This window comes from Peterkaempfera podocarpi (genome assembly GCF_042466665.1).
GTDB lineage: Bacteria > Actinomycetota > Actinomycetes > Streptomycetales > Streptomycetaceae > Peterkaempfera > Peterkaempfera podocarpi.
This window is the reverse complement of record NZ_CP162102.1, coordinates 8,158,601-8,176,701: the sequence shown is the minus strand read 5'-3', so window position 1 is coordinate 8,176,701 and position 18,101 is coordinate 8,158,601. Positions and strand designations below refer to the sequence as shown.

The following is an 18,101-nucleotide window of genomic DNA, read 5'->3' as shown; positions in this document are numbered from 1 at the left end:
CCCGCCTACGGGGACCGAGTGTCGTCCGCCCTCGCTTCACACGAGGACGGACGACGATGCCCCGGCGGAGCGGCAACTCCGCCACGGCACGCATCCGAACCCCAGCGGTACCGCAACCAGCACGTATGGAAAGTCCGGACACAAGGAGCGTACGTCAATGAGTCGCAAGACCACTATGCGAGCCCTCGCCCTGGTGGCGGTCGTCGGGCTTGGCATGACCGCCGCCTGCACCGACTCCAGCAACGACAAGGGCAAGCCCAGCGGGACCTCCTCCAAGGGGTCCTCCGCGCCCAAGACCCTGGTGGTCGAGGACGCCCCGGTCCCGTCCTTCACCGAGAACTACAACCCGTTCACCACGTCTTCCTTCAGCTCCATCGAGAACGCCAACTCGCTGCTCTTCGAGCCGCTGTTCCAGTTCAACACCCTTGACGCCAGCTCGGCCCCGATCCCGTGGCTGGCCAAGAGCTTCGCGTGGTCCAACGGCAACAAGACGCTCACCCTGCAGCTGCAGGACGGCGTCAAGTGGAGCGACGGCCAGGCCTTCAGCTCGGACGACGTCGCCTTCACCTTCGACCTGCTCAAGAAGGACACGGCGGCCAACACCGGAGGCACGCCGCTTCCGGACAGCGTCACCACCCCGGACGCCAGCACCGTGGTGCTGAACTTCAAGGGCCCGCAGGCGGCCAACTTCATCGGCATCGGCAACCAGCTGATCGTGCCCAAGCACATCTGGTCCACCATCAGCAAGCCGTCCGCCGCGGTCATCAAGGCCGACCAGGCCATCGGCACCGGCCCCTACCTGGTCGACAAGTTCAGCGCCCAGAACATCACCTACAAGATCAACCCGACGTACCGGCAGGGCGAGCCCGCGGTCAAGTCGATCTCCTTCCCCGCCTACGCCACCAACGACACCGCACTGCTGGCGCTCACCTCCGGCAAGATCGACCTGACCGGTAACAACATCGCCAACGTCCAGAACGTCTTTGTCGCCAAGGACCCGGTGCACAACCACCTGTTCCAGAAGGACAAGCCGTTCTTCCCGTCGGCCAACACGGTCACCCTGACGCTGAACCTGAAGAGCACCTCCGCACCGGCCCTGGCCGACAAGGCCGTGCGCCAGGCGATCAGCGCCGCGATGAACCGCCAGCAGTACGCCACCCAGTGCGAGACCGACTACGAGCTCCCGGCCACCTCCTCCGGCGGCCTGCTGCTCCCGGCCGACCAGAAGCAGCTGGACCCGGCGCTGGCCAACGACCTGAAGCCGACCGCTGACGCGGACAAGGTCACCTCGCTCCTGACCGCCGGCGGCTACAAGAAGAACAGCGCCGGCAAGTGGGAGAAGGACGGCAAGACGATCAAGTTCACGATCATCGACCCGAACTCCTTCACCGACTACTGGTGCGCCGCGGGCGCCATGGCCAAGGACCTGAACGCCGTCGGCATGGACGTCTCCACCAACGGCCAGTTCGACTTCAACAGCTGGAACACCGCCATCACCTCCGGCAAGTACGACGCGGCGATCCACTGGGGCCAGGGCGGCACGCCGTTCCAGCGGCTGCAGTACCTGATCGACCCGGCCCTGACCGCCCCGATCGGCCAGACCGCCGCGGAGAACTTCAGCCGCTACGACAACCCGGCGGCCGCGGACGCGGTCAAGGCCTACGAGAACTCGACCGACGAGGCCTCGGGCAACGCCGCGCTCAAGACGCTGCAGAACCTGGTCTCGACCGACGCCCCGGCGATCCCGGTGCTCTACGGTGCCGCCTGGTACGAGTACAACGACACCAACTTCACCGGCTGGCCGAACTCGGACGACCCGTACATCAACCCCGGCCCGAACAGCCAGGCCTACGAGTACATGATCCTGAAGCTGAAGCCCCGCAGCTGACGCCACGCAGGACACACCGTTGCCCGTCACCGCGTGACCGGTGACCGACGGGCAACGGGACACCGGGCACCCGGCTGCTCTGCGGAGCAGCCGGGTGCTGCGGCTTGGCCCTCCAGCCGCCACCCCTCTTCCGCAATTCCTGGGAGCGCTCCCGCATGACCGCAGCACGACCCGAGATCAGCCTTCCGTCCGGCTTCACCTGGGGTGCGGCCACCGCCGCCTACCAGATCGAAGGGGCCGCCGCCGAGGACGGTCGCACCCCCTCAATCTGGGACACCTACAGTCGCACCCCCGGCAAGGTGCGCAACGGCGACACCGGTGACATCGCCGCCGACCACTACCACCGGTTCCGTGACGACGTGGCACTGATGGCCGACCTCGGCCTCAACGCCTACCGCTTCTCCATCTCCTGGCCCCGGGTGCAGCCCACCGGGCGCGGCCCGGCCGTGGAGCGCGGTCTGGACTTCTACCGTGCGCTCGCCGACGAGCTGCTGGAGAAGGGCATCACCCCGGTCGCCACCCTCTACCACTGGGACCTGCCCCAGGACCTGGAGGACGTCGGCGGCTGGCCGGCACGCGACACCGCCGAGCGGTTCGCGGACTACACCGCACTGGTGGCGGACGCCCTCGGCGACCGGATAAGCACCTGGACCACCCTCAACGAGCCCTGGTGCGCGGCCTTCCTCGGCTACGGCTCCGGGGTCCACGCCCCCGGCCGCACCGAGCCCGCCGCCGCCCTCAAGGCCGCCCACCACCTCAACCTGGCCCACGGCAAGGCCATCGGCGTGCTGCGCGACCGGCTGCCTTCGGCGGCGCAGACCTCCATCACCCTCAACCTGCACCAGGTGCGCCCGCTCACCGAATCGGCCGCCGACCTGGACGCGGCCCGCCGGATCGACGCGGTCGGCAACCGCGTCTTCACCGGCCCACTGCTCCGCGGCGCCTACCCCGACGACCTGCTCGCCGACACCGCCCACCTGGTCGACTGGGACGCCCTGGTGCACGACGGCGACCTCGCCGAGATCTCCCGCCCCATCGACCTGCTGGGCATCAACTACTACACCCCCACGCTGGTGTCCGGCTCCGACGGTACGAGCGACGCAAAGGCCCCCCGCAACGACGGCCACGGCCGCAGCGACCACTCTCCCTGGCCGGGCTCCGAGGAGGTGGTCTTCCACCTTCCGCCCGGCGAGACCACCGCGATGGGCTGGGCGATCGACCCCACCGGGCTGTACGACCTGCTGCGCGACGTCTCCCGGGACCACCCGCGCCTCCCGCTGCTGGTCACCGAGAACGGCGCCGCCGTCGACGACTACGTCGACCCCACCGGCGCCGTCAACGACCCCGAGCGGATCGCCTACCTGGACGGCCACCTGCGGGCCGTCCACCGCGCCATCGCCGACGGCGTGGACGTCCGGGGCTACTTCCTGTGGTCCCTGATGGACAACTTCGAGTGGGCGCACGGCTACAGCAAGCGCTTCGGCACGGTGTACGTCGACTACGCCAGCCAGCGCCGCATCCCCAAGGCCAGCGCCCACTGGTACGCGGACGTCATCCGGCGCAACGGGCTTCTTCCCCAGGCGTAGGCGGAGCCGAGGCGGGCACGCCGGCCCCTTGTCATGGCCGGCGTGCCCGCCCCACCACGGTCCTGCTCAGGCACCACCGTTCACCGCGGACGAGCCCCCGGACACACGGCAAGCCGCAGCGTCCGCTGCACACCGTGTCTGCACGATGGCTCGTCTCGACGTCGGCCGCGCCGACGGTGAGGTGCGCCGATTCGCGCGTCCGGTGCTTCCTGTGGTCTCTCCCCAGCCCCCAACGCTCCGAGACTGAAACAGCCACTAACGGTCGTGGGCGGTCACGGTCGACGCGCTCAGCGGGTAGGCGATTCCGGTAAGCCGCTCGGACTCCTGCCACAAGCGGCGCTGCGCCTCGATGTCATGGGAACGGTCACTCGACTCGACGCGGGCCGGGTAGCCGGTGAACTGGGCTCGCCCGGGAGGGCCGTAGTACTCGCCGCCGCGCACCTGCGGATCGGTGGCGGCACGCAGTGACGGCAAAGCGCCCATCTGCGGGGACTGCATCAGCCACGAAGTGAGCAGGCGCAGGCGAGGGCTCATGGCCACTCGGACGAACGCGGACATGTCGCGGCCGAACTCGGTGCGGGCGTTGCCCGGGTGAGCGGCGACCGCGATGGTCCGGGCCCCGGCCTGGGCGAGCCGGCGCTGCAGCTCGTAGGTGAACATCAAATTCGCGAGCTTCGCCTGGAAGTAGGCGTGCTGGAATCGGTAGCCGCGCTCGGCATGCAGGTCGTCGAAGTCGATGACCCCGCGCCGGTGCCCGATGCTGCTGACGGTCACGATCCGGGAGTCCGGCGTCTTGAGCAGCTGGTCGAGCACGAGGCCGGTGAACGCGAACGGGCCGAGGTGATTGGTGGCCAGCGTCATCTCGAACCCGTCCTCGGTCACCTCGTGGCGGGGTCGGACGCCGCCGGCGTTGTTGACGAGTACGTCGATACGCGGGTGCTCTGCGCGTAACTGCTCGGCGGCCTGACGGACTGCGGCCGGCGATGCGAGATCCAACTCCAGGGTGCTGACTTTCCCGGCCGGCGCGGCTGCGGCGATGCGGGCTTGGGCATCTGCGGCACGCTGGGGGTTTCGGCAGGCCAGGACGACGTTGGCGCCATGCCGAGCGAGCACCAGGGCGGTCTCGAAGCCGATACCGGTGTTGGCTCCGGTGATCACGATGGTCCGCCCCCGCTGGTCGGGTACGTCGGAGGCGGTCCATCTCGACGGTGCGGGCGGGGGTGCTGTTGCTGCGTCAGGTGCGGTCGAAGCGCGGGTCATCGCCCTGCCTCCGCTCGAGGAGATATAATCGGGACAGCCGTCCCGCTTCCTGGGACTATACGGGACCGCCGTCCCGCTTGTCGAGAGCCGAGGGAGGCCCCGCCCCGTGACCGCGAAGCAGCCACGAGCCGACGCCCAGCGCAACCGGGCCCGAGTCCTGGAGGTGGCGGCGCAGGTCTTCGCCGAGGAGGGGCTCTCGGTCCCGGTGCACGAGATCGCGCGGCGCGCCGGGGTCGGCACCGGCACAGTCAGCCGCCACTTCCCCCACAAGCAGGACCTGTTCGCCGCGATCCTGCTCAGCCGTCTGGAACAGCTCATCGCCCAGGCGGGTTCGCTCGCCGGGCAGCAGGATCCGGGCACCGCGTTCTTCACCCTCCTCACCACCCTGGTCCGCGAGGGGGCGACCCACCGAGGGCTCGCCGAGGCGCTCGCCGGCGCGGGCTACGACCTGGAGACGGCCGCCGAGGAGGCCGGCTACGACGTCACGGCCGGTCTGCGCGGCCTGCTCGACCGCGCTCAGGCAGCCGGAGCGGTGCGGAACGACATCGACTACGCCGATGTCAAAGCCCTCATTACCGGCTGCCTGGTCCGCGCTGAGGGCCGCACGCATGCCGACCTCGCCGCGCTCGATCGCGTCACCGCGATCGTGTGCGACGGACTGCGCGCCGGCCCCGTCTCCCCGACCGGCGAAAGCCGGGCCGGGGATCAGACGAGAGGGTTCTGACGCGGCGCGGCGTAGACGTGGCGAGGACCTCGGTGATCGGTGCGTGAAGACAGATACGCACGTCGGTGCGCCCACTGATCGATTCGGTCGACGACAGCCTCGAAGAGCAGCTTGACCTCGAACAGCACGGCGCAAGGACCCTCGAGGGTGTCGCCGTCCGTACCGCCCGGCGCGTCCTGGCCCTCGCCGCCGCAATCTGGCTCAACCACCGCACCGGCCAGGCGGTCAGCCGTTCGCTGACCGTCCTCGAGCATGAGGACCGTCTCGTCCAGTCGCAGCCGACTCATCACGCCCCCCGACCGCACGATGTTCATGCCGCAGATCACCGGGCGAGCGAGGACGCTTCACCAACGGCGCCCAGCAGCTGGAACGGCCACTCCGGGTCGGCCTGGCCGATGGCCAGGCCGACCCATCGCCCTGAGTTCGGCAGCCTCCACACCTGCATGCTGCCGGCGACACCGCACAGGAAGCTGAGCGGCTCGCGAGTGCCGACCTCAGGGCCGGGGTCGTCGAATCCGAGATACGGCCACAGATCAACCGTTTCCGGAACGCCCCAGCGTCCCGTGAGGACAACGGCCAGGGCGGCAAGGTCGGCTTCCAGCTCCTGTTCGGCAGCCTCGACGATCTCGGTACTCCGGTCCTCCCAGAAGTCCCGGCTCTCCCGGAGCACTGCGAGGTGGAACCCGCGCCCACTCCACTGACCGTCCGTTCCGGGCCTTCCCTCCTCTTCGGGGAAGGGCAGCGCGCGCAAGCCGTCGATGACCGACACCTGCTCGACAGCGGAGCCCGCGGAGGAGCGCTGGGACGGCATGGCCGAAGCGTAGCCTCCCGGCACCCACCCGCGTGCCCAGGCTCCCACCAACACCGCCCAGCGCACCCCAACAGTCCCACGTGCCGCGCCTGGTGACAGATGCCGCGCCCCGGTGACAACTGTCCCGGCCAGTCACAGTCGCCCAGTTCCCGGCGGCTGGCCTGCGGATTTGTCAGTGGTGGGCGCGAGAATAGTAGGCAGAAGACCCCGCCCTGTCGGGGTGTTCCCTCTGCTGTCGGCTCCCGCCGGAGCCTTTCGTGTTGGAGGCACCATGAAGTCCACGATCGACACCGCGATCCACTTCCTTCCTGCCGGAACGCCAGGCTCCGTGGCCCAGAGCTGGAACCGCGCCGCGCTCGCCGCCCAGGTGGCCGCGGCCGCCCTCAAGATGGGCCTCGGCCCCGACTTGACCCGCGAGCAGATGTCGGGGCTCGCCCAGGTGATCCGCGACGGCGGGAAGCGACCGCTGTCCGCGGACACCGAGCAGGCCATCCGCGCCGCCCTGCAGGCGCCGCTGACCGTCGACCACGACCCGAGGGAGATAGCCGAGGCACTGTTCTCACGTCTTCCCGATGCTCCGCTTCCGGTCGTGGGGCCCGACGGCTCCCGGTACATGGTGGTAGCTGTTCCCGTGGGCTGACGGGCATGACGGAGGGGCGGGGACCCGATTCGGGGACCCGCCCCCAGCGCCGTCCCGGCCACTCGCAGACCGGAGCTGCCGCGGGACTCGGGCGAAGGCGGATCCTGGCGAACCACAGGTGGTGATGCCCGCGGCTACCGGGGCTCCTTGCGGTGCGAACCGCGTGCTCACACATTCCGTCTCCCGCGCCATGCGACCTGGACATCCACCCAGAAGGGAAGATCGCCTGCTCTGGCGTCAGGGACCGGGATCCCGAGATGATCACCCCATGGCAGATGTGATTTTCTTCGACCTGGACGGCACCCTGGTCGATCACCGAAGCGCGGTCATGGAAACAATCAGCCAGATCGTCCAGGCCGCGCCGAACGCGACGGCTCCACCGGAGGAGCTGGTGGCGTTGTGGTGGACGCTGGAGGCGCGCCACATGCGGGAATACCTGGCCGGCCAGTGCTCCTTCGCTGAGCACCACCGACGCAGACTCCGTTCCTTCCTGCCCATGCTCGGCGAGCCGGTTCCTGAAAGTCCCGGTCTCCTGGACACCTGGATCGCCGAGCGCTACCTCGCCGTGTTCGAGGAGTCCTGGCGCTGCTACCCCGATGTCCAGCCATGCCTGGAGACCCTGAAACGGCTCCCCCGAGGACCAAGGCTGGCTGTCCTCACCAATGGGGACCCCGGGCAGCAGCGCGCCAAGCTCGCCCGCTTCGGCCTCCTCGAGTACTTCGAAGCCGTCCTGACCCCGACCGAGCTCGGTGCAGCCAAACCCGTCGCCTACGCAACCGCCTGTCGGCAGATGCAGACGGACCCCGCGCAGGCGGTCAACGTGGGCGACATGCTGGAAAGCGATGTACGCGCAGCCGCCCTCGCCGGACTCACCGGCATCTGGCTGGACCGCGGCATCGACTTCGTCACCGGCGGACCATCGCCGACAGCAGACGAGTCAGTTCTCCGCATCGAACGGCTCACCGACCTCCCCGACCGCCTACCACGCACACACACCTGACCCGGTCTCATGACCATCGCGAGTGAGCGAGCCGCATCAACGCCCTCCCCTGGGGCGCACATCCGCTGACTCCAGGAATCACGGCCGGGTTCCCACTCCCGCGACTCGGCTCACCTCCCAGGTCGCACCAGGACCGCTCAGTGTCCGGGCTCTTCCGCCGTATGAGACACGCTCGTTGGAACCCAGCTGCCAGGTCTGGTCCCGTATCCGTCGGCGGCACCGGCCGCAGCCGGGACCGTCGTTCCCACTCCCCCGGCCGCACCGCACCACCAAGGGGCCGTCACCGCCTCAGCGGAGGTCGTCCGCCCGCCATGTACCCTGACCTGCCAGGGCGCGGCGTACGGCCGCCGCCGGGCTGTCGGCCGGCACAACGCCGGGGACGGCGTTGCCCAGCGCGTCATTGATCTGCCAGCCGCTAAGACTGACCACAGGCCTGATGCCTCGTCGCATGGCGATAGCCACTTCGGAGAGCGTCCCCCACGACCCGCCGATGGCGATGACCGCGTCCGCCGAACCGACCAGAATGCTGTTACGGGCCTGGTCCATGCCGGTGGCGACGCAAGCAGTCAGGTGAGGCGAAGCCTCGGATCTGTCGGCCCCGGAAAGGATGCCGATGACGAGACCGCCCGCGCCGGCTGCACCCTCCGCAGCGGCGGCCATGACGCCGCCGTAGCCCCCGCAGAGCAGAACCACGCCCGAGCGCGCCAGCAGAGCACCGACCTCCCGGGCCGACGCTTCCTCCGCCGCACTGCACTCCGCAGGCCCGCATACCGCTACCTGGATCACTGGTGCACTCCGCCCATAGTCGCGCTGAAGACCTGCTCAACGCAGCGACTGTTCTACTGCTCCCGGCAGGCGTGCTGAACAGTAAACCGAGGCCTGGAAAACAGAGATGTGTGACGCGCTCCAGCCCGGAGGGCACGATCTCCCGGATACCGGGACAGGTCATACAGCGTGAGGGAAGGCTGCGGTGGCCCCGGCGTCCCACCGGCGCCCTGGGCACCGCGCGGTCGCCTGTTCTCCGGAGCAGTGCAGACGCCCCGGAGCCGTAATCGACTCCGGGGCGATTCTGCAGCTCAGGCCATCTACAGCCAAGGCGCAGCGGGCAAAGCCATCGGCCTGCCCGCGCCCCGCCAGAGGCGGGAACGACGCTCAGTTGACGACGAACCCGCCGAAGTGCGCCTGGGTGGGGTTCATACCGACGCCCTTTCCGGTGAAGGCGAAGGACGGCACGGCACCCTTGGTGGTACCCCGGAAGATCACCGCAGCACCGGACCCGTTGTCCTCCATCGTCGCGGCGGCGGCCAGCTCAGCGTGGCCGTCACGGTCACCGTCCACCAGCGCAACGGAGTCACCGAAGAAGTCGTTAGCCTCGGTGGCGCCGGGCACACCCGGGGAATCCTGGCTGAGGTCCTGGATGCCACTGGTCGACACGCCGCCGGTGGTGCCCCGGAAGACCATGACGTGGCCGACGTTGACCTTGCTTGAGTAGTCCTCGTCCGGCGCTCCGGCGACCACGTCCGCGCGTCCGTCACCGTTGACGTCACCGACCGCAAGGGTGAACGTGAGCTCGTCCCCGCGCTCGCCGAGCCCGGGCACGCCCGGGGAGTCCTGGTTGATCCAGACGGGCTTGGCCGGGGCCGTCAGGCCTTTCGCCCCGTTGTAGATCACAGTGAAACCGCCGCCGCTGGAGGGGTAGTCAGTGTAGTTGCCGACCACCAGGTCGTTGCGTCCGTCGCCGTTGACGTCCCCGGTGCGGACCGCCATACCGCCGGGAAGGGAGCGGGTGGGGTGGTCCGACAGCCCAGCCTTGGCGCCGGGGAAGACATAGGTGACGAAGGAGCTGTTGCCCTGAGAGCCGGTGACGACGACATCATCAGCTGCATCGCTGGTGACCTCGCCGACCGTGATGTCGTGGATATCCCACATCTCAAACAGACCGCCGGGGGTGCTCGTGTCCAGCGGCAGTTTCGCGGTGCGGGCCGGAACACCGTCGCGGCTGAACGGGCCGTAGGCGACGCTCGACTGCCAGCCGATTCTGACGAGGTCGATGTGACCGTCGCCGTCGAAGTCCCCCGCGTGGACGAAACGGGCCAGGCCCGAGAGCCCGTTGCCCTGCCTGGCCCCCACCACGCGGGCCTGGGAGGCCTGCAGGCCACCCTTGCCGCCCCAGATCACGATCCACGTCTCCGCGGGCTTCACGGCATCGACGAGCAGATCGGTGTAGCCGTCGCCGTCGAGGTCCGCCGTGAGCGTGGGGCCGAAGTAGCCGCCGGTCGTACTGGAGCCGGGGATTCCAGCGGTGTTCTGAGTGATCACCTGCCGGCTGGCCGGGCTGAAGCCATGGGCGGACCCGTACAGCACGGTGATGTACCCCGCTTGCTTCACCGTGCCCACGGCACCATCGCTCGCACCGACCACCAGGTCCTGGTAGCCATCGCCGTTGAAGTCCACTCGGGCCGCGGACTTGGCCTGCGGCACTGCCGCCTCCGCGACCGGCGCGGTCAAAGTGGCGGCGACCACGGCCGAGACCGCCGCCACCGCGGCGGTCGGCACCACCACAGAACGTATGCGCACGTTCCCTCCCAACGTCACACCAATGCGCAGAACCCCCGAACGGGTTGCCCCGCACCGCACAAGACCCGGCAGTACACCGAAAGGTTGCCCTGGCATGGCATCCAGTTGAACGCGAACCAGAACGTCCGCTCCAACGACCCCTCCCTATGGGCCAAAACCCGCCTGGGGGAGCTGAGGGCCCACATGGGACAGGTCTCGAATACCTCCCGTCCGCTCGGCGACTCCCGGGCTCAGGTCCGGCATCTTGAGGGCCGGCGTCGAAAGTCCTGTGCCGGGCAGCGCCGAGACGTCACAAGTTCGGGAGTGTGGGGAGAGGGCTATCGGCGGAGGGGACGCGTTGCGCCACAGTCCTGAGGTCCTCCAGTTCCTCGTCGGACAGACGCACCGCACCGGCCGCGACACCGGACTCCAGGTGGTCCGGGTCGCGGATACCGGGATGGCGAGCACGTGCGAAGCCCGGCGCGGAGTCCAGTCGACGTGCACGTGGGCCGGGCCGACCCGCCATTCATCACGCCTGGACGACCTGCTCGACTTCCCGAGCGCACCCGCCGCCGGCCCCCCGCTGCCGACGGCGGTCACGAGGAAGGCACACCGACACCGACCCGGCGTCGCTCCTGGGCTCAGGCGTGCGCCTCCGCACACTGCGGGTGTCCCCAGCTGTTGCCGACCCTGGTGATCATGTCGCCCTTGGCGTAGGGCTTGGCGCACGGGCACGTACCGACGTAACGCGCGGGCAGGGTCCGCGAACCGCCCGAGGAACGCTTCGTACGGGACGATGGGGCAGCGCGCCCAGCACGCGGTGAAGAGCTCGGAGACGGCTCGGGCACAGGGAGGTCGGCGGCGGTCCCACCGGCGCTCTCCTGGGCGCGGGCGGCATCACTGGCAGCCTTGTCCGCGATGGCGTTCAGCGGATCGCCGTTCACCTGGTGGGCGGGAACGTACACGAAGATGACGTCCCGCCCTTCCAGAAGCGCGTCGATGTGCTGGATCAGCTCGCGATTGGCAACCGGCTTGCCGGCCGCGGTCTTCCAGCCGTTGCGCTTCCACCCAGCCAGCCACTTCGTCACCGCGTCCCGGGTGTACGTGCTGTCGAGACGCACCTCCAGTGGTACGGCGGGATCCGTCGCGAGCAGCAGCTGCTCCAGCGCCGTGAGCTCGCCGATGTTGTTGGTGCTGTGCCCGAGCGAACCGGCCTGCCAACGCTGCGGAACCCCGGCACTGTCCGCGACCACGTAGGCCCAGGCCGCTGGGCCCCGGTTGCCCTTGGCTGCTCCGTCACACGCTGCAATGACTCGTTCGACCATGCACCGATCATGCCAGGACGCGACGGCCTGGTCCTGTCCCGTCCGCCCACGTGACCTTGCTGCCCGCAATCACAACCCTCGGCGTCTACAACGACCGAGGACCACACCGAGCACTCGGCCTCTCCGCTCCGGCCGCTCCCCGCGGCCGATCAACGCACCGGGGGACATCAGGCACCTGGAGATCCACCGATGAGACCGGCTCTGCGGAACCCTCCGAAAGTATCGACACCCAACCTTGCCAGACCGGATGATTCATCAGCACCCGCAGAGCTGTCGAAGTGAGCGAGACAGGCGGACAGGACCACGACGTGCCCCATACGCGCGCCGTCGACCGCATCCGACGCACCCCTGGTCCGCGCGCGGTCAGCGCCCCATTCGGGAGGTAAGCCATGAGACCAAACCTCGTCATCGCACCCGCGGTTGTCGCGGTCGCACTGGTCGCGCTCGCGGCATGCAGCCGCACCGGCGGTACCGGCGTCACCAACGTCGTCGACAACTATCTCTACGATCTCGGCAACCGCAACTACTCCGCCGCCTGCCAGCAACTCACCGAACAGCTACGGCAACAGCTGGGTGACTGCCCCGCCACGCTCAAGCGGCACCACGACAACCTGCCGGTCGGCGAGTACGGGGAACTTCGCGACGCACACGTCCGCAAGGTCACCTACGACACGAAGGACAGCACCAAGGCCAAGGTGTACGCGCAGGACATCAAGATCGGTACTGGCAGCAAAGCAAAGCGCTCGATCGCGGCGAACCACGCCACCGACGGCCACGGCCTCGAACTGACCAAGGTCGGGAAGGCATGGCGCATCTCCGGCGGCGGCGTCTGAAAGTGATCCCCGCAACGCACGGGGGACGGCTCGACGCCCAGGTGCCCGCCCGGCGGCCCGGGGCCGTCGCCGCCTCCGTGCTCGCCGGCGAACTGCCCATGGCCGACGGCGACCAGGCGCCCAGGGCTGCTGAACCGGCCCCGCATCCTCAGCTGAATGCTGAAGGAGGGAACGGAGATGGCCGGCATCGGGCTGCCTGACTACTGGCAGGTCGAAACTGCGCCGGGCTGGTGATCTGACCGCACAGGTTCGCCGGGAGGGGCGGTGTCCGGGGCCGGCGGTATTGAGGCGGGGCCATCTTGCTGCTCGTTGGGGGCGTTTTCTACCGCCCACGAGCGGAAGAGGCGGAGCGCCTCGGAGAGGTTGCCCGGTCCGCACGCGGCATGGAAGGTCATGCCAGAGGTCCATGCCATGACCCAGTCGTTCCCGCTGCGCTTGAGGTCCTGGCGGGGGTAGTCGTGTCCTTCGAGGTCGGTCTCCTCCAGGTCGATGCGAACGGACCAACCGGGGTTGTCGAGCGTGTCGATCTTCACGCCCCATTCGTGCTCCCAGTCCTCATTGCACTGTGCGGCGTACCAGCCCTGCAGCCAGTCAAAGACGTGCTCTGCATCGTTCATGGCACGAGATGCTAGGTCTGCCGCAAGTTCGGAACCAGACGCGGCTGGTCCAACTGCCCTGGGAGTCGCGATGGCTGATCCGGGTATGCGTGCCGGACCCGCGGGGCCGAGGCCGTAGTCAGTCGGGATCCTGGCCGGAGGCCGCCCGGCGCAGCAGCGCAACCGCGTCGACGGTCAGTTCGCGGACCACGTCCGCGGCGGGTTCAATCCTCGTGACGGCGCCGACCGCCTCACCCGCGTAGAGCGGCATCGCGTCCACCTGCCCGGTCGTGGTCCGGGTCGGGCAGATCGGACTGGAGGCCGGGACGCGTACCGGGGTGCCGCCCAGCACGGCCTCGCCTGCGATGCCGGTGTCGAGGGCGCGCGCCCTGGCTACGCAGTCCGACAGAACCCGGTGCGGCGCATCGGGCCACATGACCGAGAACTGGGAGGTCAGTACGGTGTCGGCGGCGCCGGCCCGAATCACGGCCTGCTGGTACTTCGGGTGAGCGTCGGCTTCGGTCGTGGCGATGAACCGGGTCCCGATACGGGCTCCGTCGGCGCCCGCGGCGAGGATCGCGGCCACGGATCTCCCGGTGGCGATGCCGCCGGCTGCCACGACCGGGATGTCGACGGACTCCACCACCTCACCGAGCAGGGGCAGCAGGGCCCTGGATCCGCGGACATGCCCGCCCGCTTCCGCTCCCTGGACGACGACGAAGTCGCACCCCGCGTCCGCCGCCTCCCGTGCCTCCTCCACCGAGCCGACCTGCCAGGCGGCCAGCGCCCCGCCAGCCTGGACCCGGGCGACCAGACGTGGGGAGGGAGGCGCCCAGAAGAATTCGACGACGGACATCCGCTGCGCGGCGATGTCGATGCACGTCTCGTCCTCCACGAACGGAAGGACGAAATTGACCCCGACCGGCCGGGTGGTTCGCTGCCGCACCTCCTCCAACAGGCTGGTGAGCACCTCGGGTGTTGCCATGGGGAAGGCGACCATGCCGAGGCCGCCGGCCTCGGAGACCGCGGCAGCCAGGTCCACGCCACTCACCCAGCCCATGCCGGCCAGCTGGACGGGCACCGTGCAGCCGACGAGTTCTGTGAAGCGGGTGCGCAGAGCCGGTGGTGCAGTTTCCATGTTTCGATGGAACAGGTCCAACACCGGCTGCGTGCGGTTGCGACGCGCTTGTTCGGCCCTACGTCACGCGCAAGGCGCAGCACGGACAGCAGACCTGCTGTTTCCGTCCTCGGTCTCAGCTGTCCGGCGGGCAGCGGGCAGCGGGCAGCGGGCAGCGGGCAGCCAACGTCTCACGCACGGTGATCCGTACGGTCGGCGAAGCTCGCCATTCGTTACGAGGCGACGGTGCTGGTCGCGGTCATCAAGGAGTGGCTGCGACCAGCACTGCCTGACGGGGTCCTATGCCCTTCAGTTGTAGATCGTGATCACGGATGGGAAGGTCAGGCCCGGGACGCTCCGAGGAACCGCAGCACGGCCAGGACGCGGCGGTGGTCCGCGTCGACCACGGGCAGGTCAAGCTTGGCGAAGATGTTGTTGATGTGCTTCGCCACGGCGCTCTCGCTGACCACCAGCGCCTGCGCGATGCCGGCATTGGAGCGCCCCTCGGCCATCAGGCCGAGCACCTCCCGTTCGCGGGGGGTCAGCCGCGCGAGCGGGTCGCTGTCGCGCCGCAGCAGCAACTGGGCGACGACCTGCGGGTCCAGGGCCGTGCCCCCGTCCGCCACTCGCCGGACCGCCGCCACGAAGTCGGCGACATCGGCAACCCGCTGCTTGAGCAGGTAGCCCACACCGCTGGTGTTCGAAGACAGCAGGTCAGCCGCGTACCGCTCCTCCACGTACTGCGAAAGCAGCACCACCGGCGTCCCCGGCCAGCGCCGACGGATCTCGATCGCCGCCCGCACCCCCTCGTCGGTGAAGCCGGGCGGCATCCGGACGTCGATCAAGGCAAGTTCGGGCCGGTGCTCCGCCACTGCCGCCAACAGCCCCTCCGCGTCGCCGGCTTCCGCGGCGACCTGGAACCCGCCCATCTCCAGCACATTGATCAGGCCGACCCGCAACAACACCGAATCCTCGGCGATCACCGCGCGCACGGCAGCTCCGCGGTGATGGTGGTGGGCCCGCCAACGGGGCTGCTGACGTAGAAGGCCCCGTCGAGGGAGCCGACCCGCTTGGCCAGCCCGGTCAGCCCCGTGCCGGCGGCGGCGTCGGCACCGCCCAGCCCGTCGTCGGTAACGCGCACTCGCAGCACCTCGCCGACCTGACGGACCATCACCTCTGCACGCATCGCGCTGGCGTGCTTCGTTGCATTGGTCAGCGCCTCAGAGATCACGAAGTACGCGACTGACTCCACGTTGGGCGCCACCCGCTCCTCCAGATCGACCCGCAGCCGCACCGGCAGGGGCGTGCGGGCAGCCAGCCCGGACAACGCCGCGTCCAGACCTCGGTCTTCGAGCACGGCCGGGTGCAGCCCCCGCACCAGGTCATTGAGTTCGGCGATCGCCTCCTTCGCCTCCAGGTGCGCTCTCGCGATCACCTCGCGGGCATCACTCGACAGGTCCGGGCGGGTGGCAATGGCCAGACCCAGGTTGACCGCGAGAGAGACCAACCGCTGCTGGGTGCCGTCGTGCAGGTCGCGCTCGATCCGGCGGCGCTCAGCGTCGACGACCTCGATCAAGTCGGTCCGGCTCACGGCCAGCTGATCGACCCGCTCCTGGAGCCGCTGCGCCCGGCTGGGCCCGAGCAGGCCCAACGCCAGCCGAGCCTCGGCCCGGGCTACTGCCCGCACGGTCCAGGGCAGGGCGCACAGGAGGAGAAGTCCAGCCGCTGTGTAAGCCGGCAGCTGGGTCAGGCAGCCGAACCAGTCCTGGCGGATTCCAGTTGGCAGCGCCCATGACCAGGCGTAGGCGCTGACGCCCACCAGGCACGCCGCTGCCACCGCGAGCACCAGCAGCTCCAGCAGCGCGAGCAGCGGGCCCAGCAGGAGGTGGTAGCCGATCTTGCGCCAAGGCCGCGTCGCCGCGAGCCACCGGGCGGCCGAGGCCCACGTCCTTTGTTCCGGCGCGGAGGGGGTGAGCCGGGGGACGTCCACACCGATGAGCACCCGGTAGCGGGCCCGCTGAACGGCCGTCAGCACCGGGGTGCCGAGCAGGACCAGGGCGGCCGACATGGAAACCGTAAGGAGCCAGTTCCCCGTCTTGGCGGTAGTCGCCGCCGCCCAGGCCCACACGGGCACCAGCGCCAGGTGCGGCAGCACACCAGCGGCAAGAAAGCCGGTGTCCCGCTGCGCCCGGAGGACCGTGCGTCTCAGTCCAGCTGGAATCGTCATGGCACGACGCTAGGCCACCGCAGGAGGACGGTGCCATGAAACCTGTACCCGATCTCATGGTGAACCTAATACCAGCTGTAGATCTTGATCTTGGCCTGTGGGCGGACAGCATCTCGGGTCGGTAGGTCGGCTTGCTCGCCCCGCTGACCTGCGGCGAGATCCAACGTCTCTGCACCGCCTTCGCCGCACCGCAACCACGCGGCCTGGCGCACTGGCTCAGTTGGTCATGCTGGCGCCGACGACACCAGGCCCGTGCACGGAGCAGCCACTACCAACGTCAAGCCCTCCAACAGTCGTGATCAAGATCTACAGCCGGAGTACTAGACGACGCAGAATTCGTTGCCCTCGGGGTCCTGCAGAACGACGGCGTAGTGCTCCATGTCCGGCTCATCCATGATCCGCAGCACGGTGGCGCCGGCCTTGGTGAGCTGTTCCACCCGAGTGGTGACCCGCTGAACGCGGACCGCCAACGGGACCTCACGCCCGCCGCCCACCTTCAGGTCAAGGTGCACCCGGTTCTTGGTGACCTTCGGCTCGGGGACCTGCTGAAACCACACCCGCGGCCCCCGCCCGGCAGGGTCGATGATCGACTCCGGGGTCTCCCCGGCGCCCCCGGTCAGCTCCTCCTCGGGCACGCCCATGTCGGCCCAATACTCCCGCCATGTGGAGTGCCCGGCCGGCGGGGGCTCGGGAACATATCCCAGAGCCGTCGCCCAGAAGCTCACCAGCCTCTGCGGGTCAGCACAGTCGATCACCAGCTGCAACGTCATCTCCATAGCCGGGAAAGTGTAGGCAGGTCCGACAAGCATGGGCCGCGACTCTTCCGAATGATCTCTGGTTCCAGGATCTGCCGCGAAAGTGGATCAAGGTCATGGATGGATCACTGACCGTGGGACGTGGTGATCTGACGAACGGCCAGTGGGAGGGACTGGAACCGCTGTTGCCGGTGAGCAAGATCCCGGACCGTCCGCGGACCTGGAACCATCGGCAGCTGATCGATGGCATACGGTGGCGGGCCCGAACCGGCACCCCATGGCGCGCTCTTCCGAAGCAGTACGGGCCGTGGGCCCGGGCCTGCGACCTGTTCCGGCGGTGGCAGCGTGACGGCACCTGGAGGCGGATCTTCGAGCAACGGCAAGCCTGGGCCGACGCGAAGGGCCTGACCCCCTGGGACGTGAGCGTCGCCTCCACCATTGCCCGGCGCCCACCAGCACGCCGCCGGGGCGCGTAAAAGGGGATCTCCCAAAGGACCCCCCAAGAGGCGTCGACACCGAGCCCAACGACCAGGGCTGCGGCCGCTCGCGCGGCGGGCTGTCCACCAAGCCGGACCTGGTGGTCGGGCAGGGACAGCAGCCCCTGTCCCTGCCGGTCACGGCCGCCCAGCGGCACGACAATCCCCCGCCGGTCCCGAACGCCATCCGCATACCTCGGACCGGACCAGGCCGACCGCGCACCCGATCGGACAAGGTTCACGCCGAAAGGGCCTGCGGCTCCCGGGCGCACCGCGCCTGCCTGCGCGGACGGGCGTGCGGTGCACC

The 18,101-nt window shown here is 69.3% G+C and carries 18 protein-coding genes; 7 read left to right on the top strand and 11 right to left on the bottom strand.

Annotated elements, in window-relative coordinates:
• The first annotated feature begins 157 nt into the window (after positions 1–157).
• A complete protein-coding gene (locus tag AB0761_RS35630) occupies positions 158–1,888 on the top strand; it encodes an ABC transporter substrate-binding protein (protein ID WP_377273410.1) in 1,731 nt (576 codons plus the stop codon).
• Between the two features lie 155 nt (positions 1,889–2,043).
• Complete coding sequence (locus AB0761_RS35625; protein ID WP_377273409.1) at positions 2,044–3,474, top strand: GH1 family beta-glucosidase; 1,431 nt, start codon at positions 2,044–2,046, stop codon at positions 3,472–3,474.
• A 255-nt stretch (positions 3,475–3,729) separates the two neighbouring features.
• On the opposite strand, the gene AB0761_RS35620 is transcribed toward AB0761_RS35625, so the two are convergent.
• Positions 3,730–4,734, bottom strand: coding sequence for an oxidoreductase (locus AB0761_RS35620; RefSeq protein ID WP_377273408.1), 1,005 nt, complete (start codon positions 4,732–4,734; stop codon positions 3,730–3,732).
• 106 nt (positions 4,735–4,840) lie between these two features.
• On the opposite strand from AB0761_RS35620, the gene AB0761_RS35615 reads away from it, so the two are divergent.
• Positions 4,841–5,458: a TetR/AcrR family transcriptional regulator gene (locus AB0761_RS35615; protein WP_377273407.1), complete on the top strand. Its 618-nt coding sequence runs from the start codon at positions 4,841–4,843 to the stop codon at positions 5,456–5,458.
• Here AB0761_RS35615 and AB0761_RS35610 read toward each other — a convergent pair.
• Together AB0761_RS35610 and AB0761_RS35605 are read right to left on the bottom strand one after the other, a co-directional pair.
• A complete protein-coding gene (locus AB0761_RS35610; protein WP_377273406.1) occupies positions 5,440–5,772 on the bottom strand; it encodes a hypothetical protein in 333 nt (110 codons plus the stop codon). The two genes, AB0761_RS35615 and AB0761_RS35610, sit on opposite strands and share 19 nt — an antisense overlap.
• A gap of 8 nt (positions 5,773–5,780) precedes the next feature.
• Positions 5,781–6,269 carry a hypothetical protein gene (locus tag AB0761_RS35605; RefSeq protein WP_377273405.1) on the bottom strand — a complete coding sequence of 163 codons (489 nt, stop codon included), beginning with the start codon at positions 6,267–6,269 and terminating at the stop codon, positions 5,781–5,783.
• 271 nt (positions 6,270–6,540) lie between these two features.
• Here AB0761_RS35605 and AB0761_RS35600 point away from each other — a divergent pair, with 271 nt between their 5' ends.
• Together AB0761_RS35600 and AB0761_RS35595 are read left to right on the top strand one after the other, a co-directional pair.
• Positions 6,541–6,909 carry a hypothetical protein gene (locus AB0761_RS35600; RefSeq protein ID WP_377273404.1) on the top strand — a complete coding sequence of 123 codons (369 nt, stop codon included), beginning with the start codon at positions 6,541–6,543 and terminating at the stop codon, positions 6,907–6,909.
• A 268-nt stretch (positions 6,910–7,177) separates the two neighbouring features.
• On the top strand, positions 7,178–7,909 hold the full coding sequence (locus tag AB0761_RS35595) for an HAD family hydrolase (RefSeq protein WP_377273403.1): 732 nt from the start codon (positions 7,178–7,180) through the stop codon (positions 7,907–7,909).
• 288 nt (positions 7,910–8,197) lie between these two features.
• On the opposite strand, the gene AB0761_RS35590 is transcribed toward AB0761_RS35595, so the two are convergent.
• The 3 genes from AB0761_RS35590 to AB0761_RS35580 all read right to left on the bottom strand — a co-directional run bounded on the left by AB0761_RS35590 (position 8,198) and on the right by AB0761_RS35580 (position 11,790).
• Complete coding sequence (locus AB0761_RS35590) at positions 8,198–8,695, bottom strand: TIGR00725 family protein (RefSeq protein ID WP_377273402.1); 498 nt, start codon at positions 8,693–8,695, stop codon at positions 8,198–8,200.
• A gap of 366 nt (positions 8,696–9,061) precedes the next feature.
• Positions 9,062–10,486, bottom strand: a complete 1,425-nt coding sequence (locus AB0761_RS35585) for a VCBS repeat-containing protein (RefSeq protein WP_377273401.1) — start codon at positions 10,484–10,486, stop codon at positions 9,062–9,064.
• 620 nt (positions 10,487–11,106) lie between these two features.
• The gene (locus AB0761_RS35580) at positions 11,107–11,790 is read right to left on the bottom strand and encodes a ribonuclease H (protein WP_377273400.1); all 684 of its coding nucleotides are present in this window, start codon (positions 11,788–11,790) and stop codon (positions 11,107–11,109) included.
• Between the two features lie 389 nt (positions 11,791–12,179).
• On the opposite strand from AB0761_RS35580, the gene AB0761_RS35575 reads away from it, so the two are divergent.
• Entirely contained in the window at positions 12,180–12,623 is a 444-nt protein-coding gene (locus AB0761_RS35575; RefSeq protein WP_377273399.1) for a hypothetical protein, read from the top strand.
• Between the two features lie 200 nt (positions 12,624–12,823).
• On the opposite strand, the gene AB0761_RS35570 is transcribed toward AB0761_RS35575, so the two are convergent.
• From AB0761_RS35570 to AB0761_RS35550, 5 genes are all read right to left on the bottom strand, one after another.
• Positions 12,824–13,240: an immunity 53 family protein gene (locus tag AB0761_RS35570; RefSeq protein ID WP_377273398.1), complete on the bottom strand. Its 417-nt coding sequence runs from the start codon at positions 13,238–13,240 to the stop codon at positions 12,824–12,826.
• Between the two features lie 118 nt (positions 13,241–13,358).
• The gene (locus tag AB0761_RS35565) at positions 13,359–14,357 is read right to left on the bottom strand and encodes an NAD(P)H-dependent flavin oxidoreductase (protein WP_377273396.1); all 999 of its coding nucleotides are present in this window, start codon (positions 14,355–14,357) and stop codon (positions 13,359–13,361) included.
• Positions 14,358–14,677: 320 nt separating this feature from the next.
• Positions 14,678–15,328 carry a response regulator gene (locus tag AB0761_RS35560; RefSeq protein ID WP_377273394.1) on the bottom strand — a complete coding sequence of 217 codons (651 nt, stop codon included), beginning with the start codon at positions 15,326–15,328 and terminating at the stop codon, positions 14,678–14,680.
• The gene (locus AB0761_RS35555; protein WP_377273393.1) at positions 15,316–16,563 is read right to left on the bottom strand and encodes a histidine kinase; all 1,248 of its coding nucleotides are present in this window, start codon (positions 16,561–16,563) and stop codon (positions 15,316–15,318) included. Before AB0761_RS35555 ends, AB0761_RS35560 begins: the two co-directional genes overlap by 13 nt.
• 320 nt (positions 16,564–16,883) lie before the next feature.
• Positions 16,884–17,339: a VOC family protein gene (locus AB0761_RS35550; protein ID WP_377273392.1), complete on the bottom strand. Its 456-nt coding sequence runs from the start codon at positions 17,337–17,339 to the stop codon at positions 16,884–16,886.
• 95 nt (positions 17,340–17,434) lie between these two features.
• Between AB0761_RS35550 and AB0761_RS35545 the strand changes: the two genes are divergently transcribed.
• Positions 17,435–17,794: a transposase gene (locus AB0761_RS35545; protein WP_377273391.1), complete on the top strand. Its 360-nt coding sequence runs from the start codon at positions 17,435–17,437 to the stop codon at positions 17,792–17,794.
• Positions 17,795–18,101: the final 307 nt, after the last annotated feature.

Excerpts from the sequence above, each read along its gene's own strand:
- AB0761_RS35605 (WP_377273405.1), bottom strand. The coding sequence starts at position 6,269 with ATGCCGTCCCAGCGCTCCTCCGCGGGCTCCGCTGTCGAGCAGGTGTCG.
- AB0761_RS35625 (WP_377273409.1), top strand. The coding sequence starts at position 2,044 with ATGACCGCAGCACGACCCGAGATCAGCCTTCCGTCCGGCTTCACCTGG.
- AB0761_RS35630 (WP_377273410.1), top strand. The coding sequence starts at position 158 with ATGAGTCGCAAGACCACTATGCGAGCCCTCGCCCTGGTGGCGGTCGTC.
- AB0761_RS35580 (WP_377273400.1), bottom strand. The coding sequence starts at position 11,790 with ATGGTCGAACGAGTCATTGCAGCGTGTGACGGAGCAGCCAAGGGCAAC.
- AB0761_RS35610 (WP_377273406.1), bottom strand. The coding sequence starts at position 5,772 with ATGAACATCGTGCGGTCGGGGGGCGTGATGAGTCGGCTGCGACTGGAC.
- AB0761_RS35570 (WP_377273398.1), bottom strand. The coding sequence starts at position 13,240 with ATGAACGATGCAGAGCACGTCTTTGACTGGCTGCAGGGCTGGTACGCC.
- AB0761_RS35600 (WP_377273404.1), top strand. The coding sequence starts at position 6,541 with ATGAAGTCCACGATCGACACCGCGATCCACTTCCTTCCTGCCGGAACG.
- AB0761_RS35550 (WP_377273392.1), bottom strand. The coding sequence starts at position 17,339 with ATGGAGATGACGTTGCAGCTGGTGATCGACTGTGCTGACCCGCAGAGG.
- AB0761_RS35620 (WP_377273408.1), bottom strand. The coding sequence starts at position 4,734 with ATGACCCGCGCTTCGACCGCACCTGACGCAGCAACAGCACCCCCGCCC.
- AB0761_RS35565 (WP_377273396.1), bottom strand. The coding sequence starts at position 14,357 with ATGGAAACTGCACCACCGGCTCTGCGCACCCGCTTCACAGAACTCGTC.
- AB0761_RS35595 (WP_377273403.1), top strand. The coding sequence starts at position 7,178 with ATGGCAGATGTGATTTTCTTCGACCTGGACGGCACCCTGGTCGATCAC.
- AB0761_RS35555 (WP_377273393.1), bottom strand. The coding sequence starts at position 16,563 with ATGACGATTCCAGCTGGACTGAGACGCACGGTCCTCCGGGCGCAGCGG.
- AB0761_RS35545 (WP_377273391.1), top strand. The coding sequence starts at position 17,435 with ATGGATGGATCACTGACCGTGGGACGTGGTGATCTGACGAACGGCCAG.
- AB0761_RS35575 (WP_377273399.1), top strand. The coding sequence starts at position 12,180 with ATGAGACCAAACCTCGTCATCGCACCCGCGGTTGTCGCGGTCGCACTG.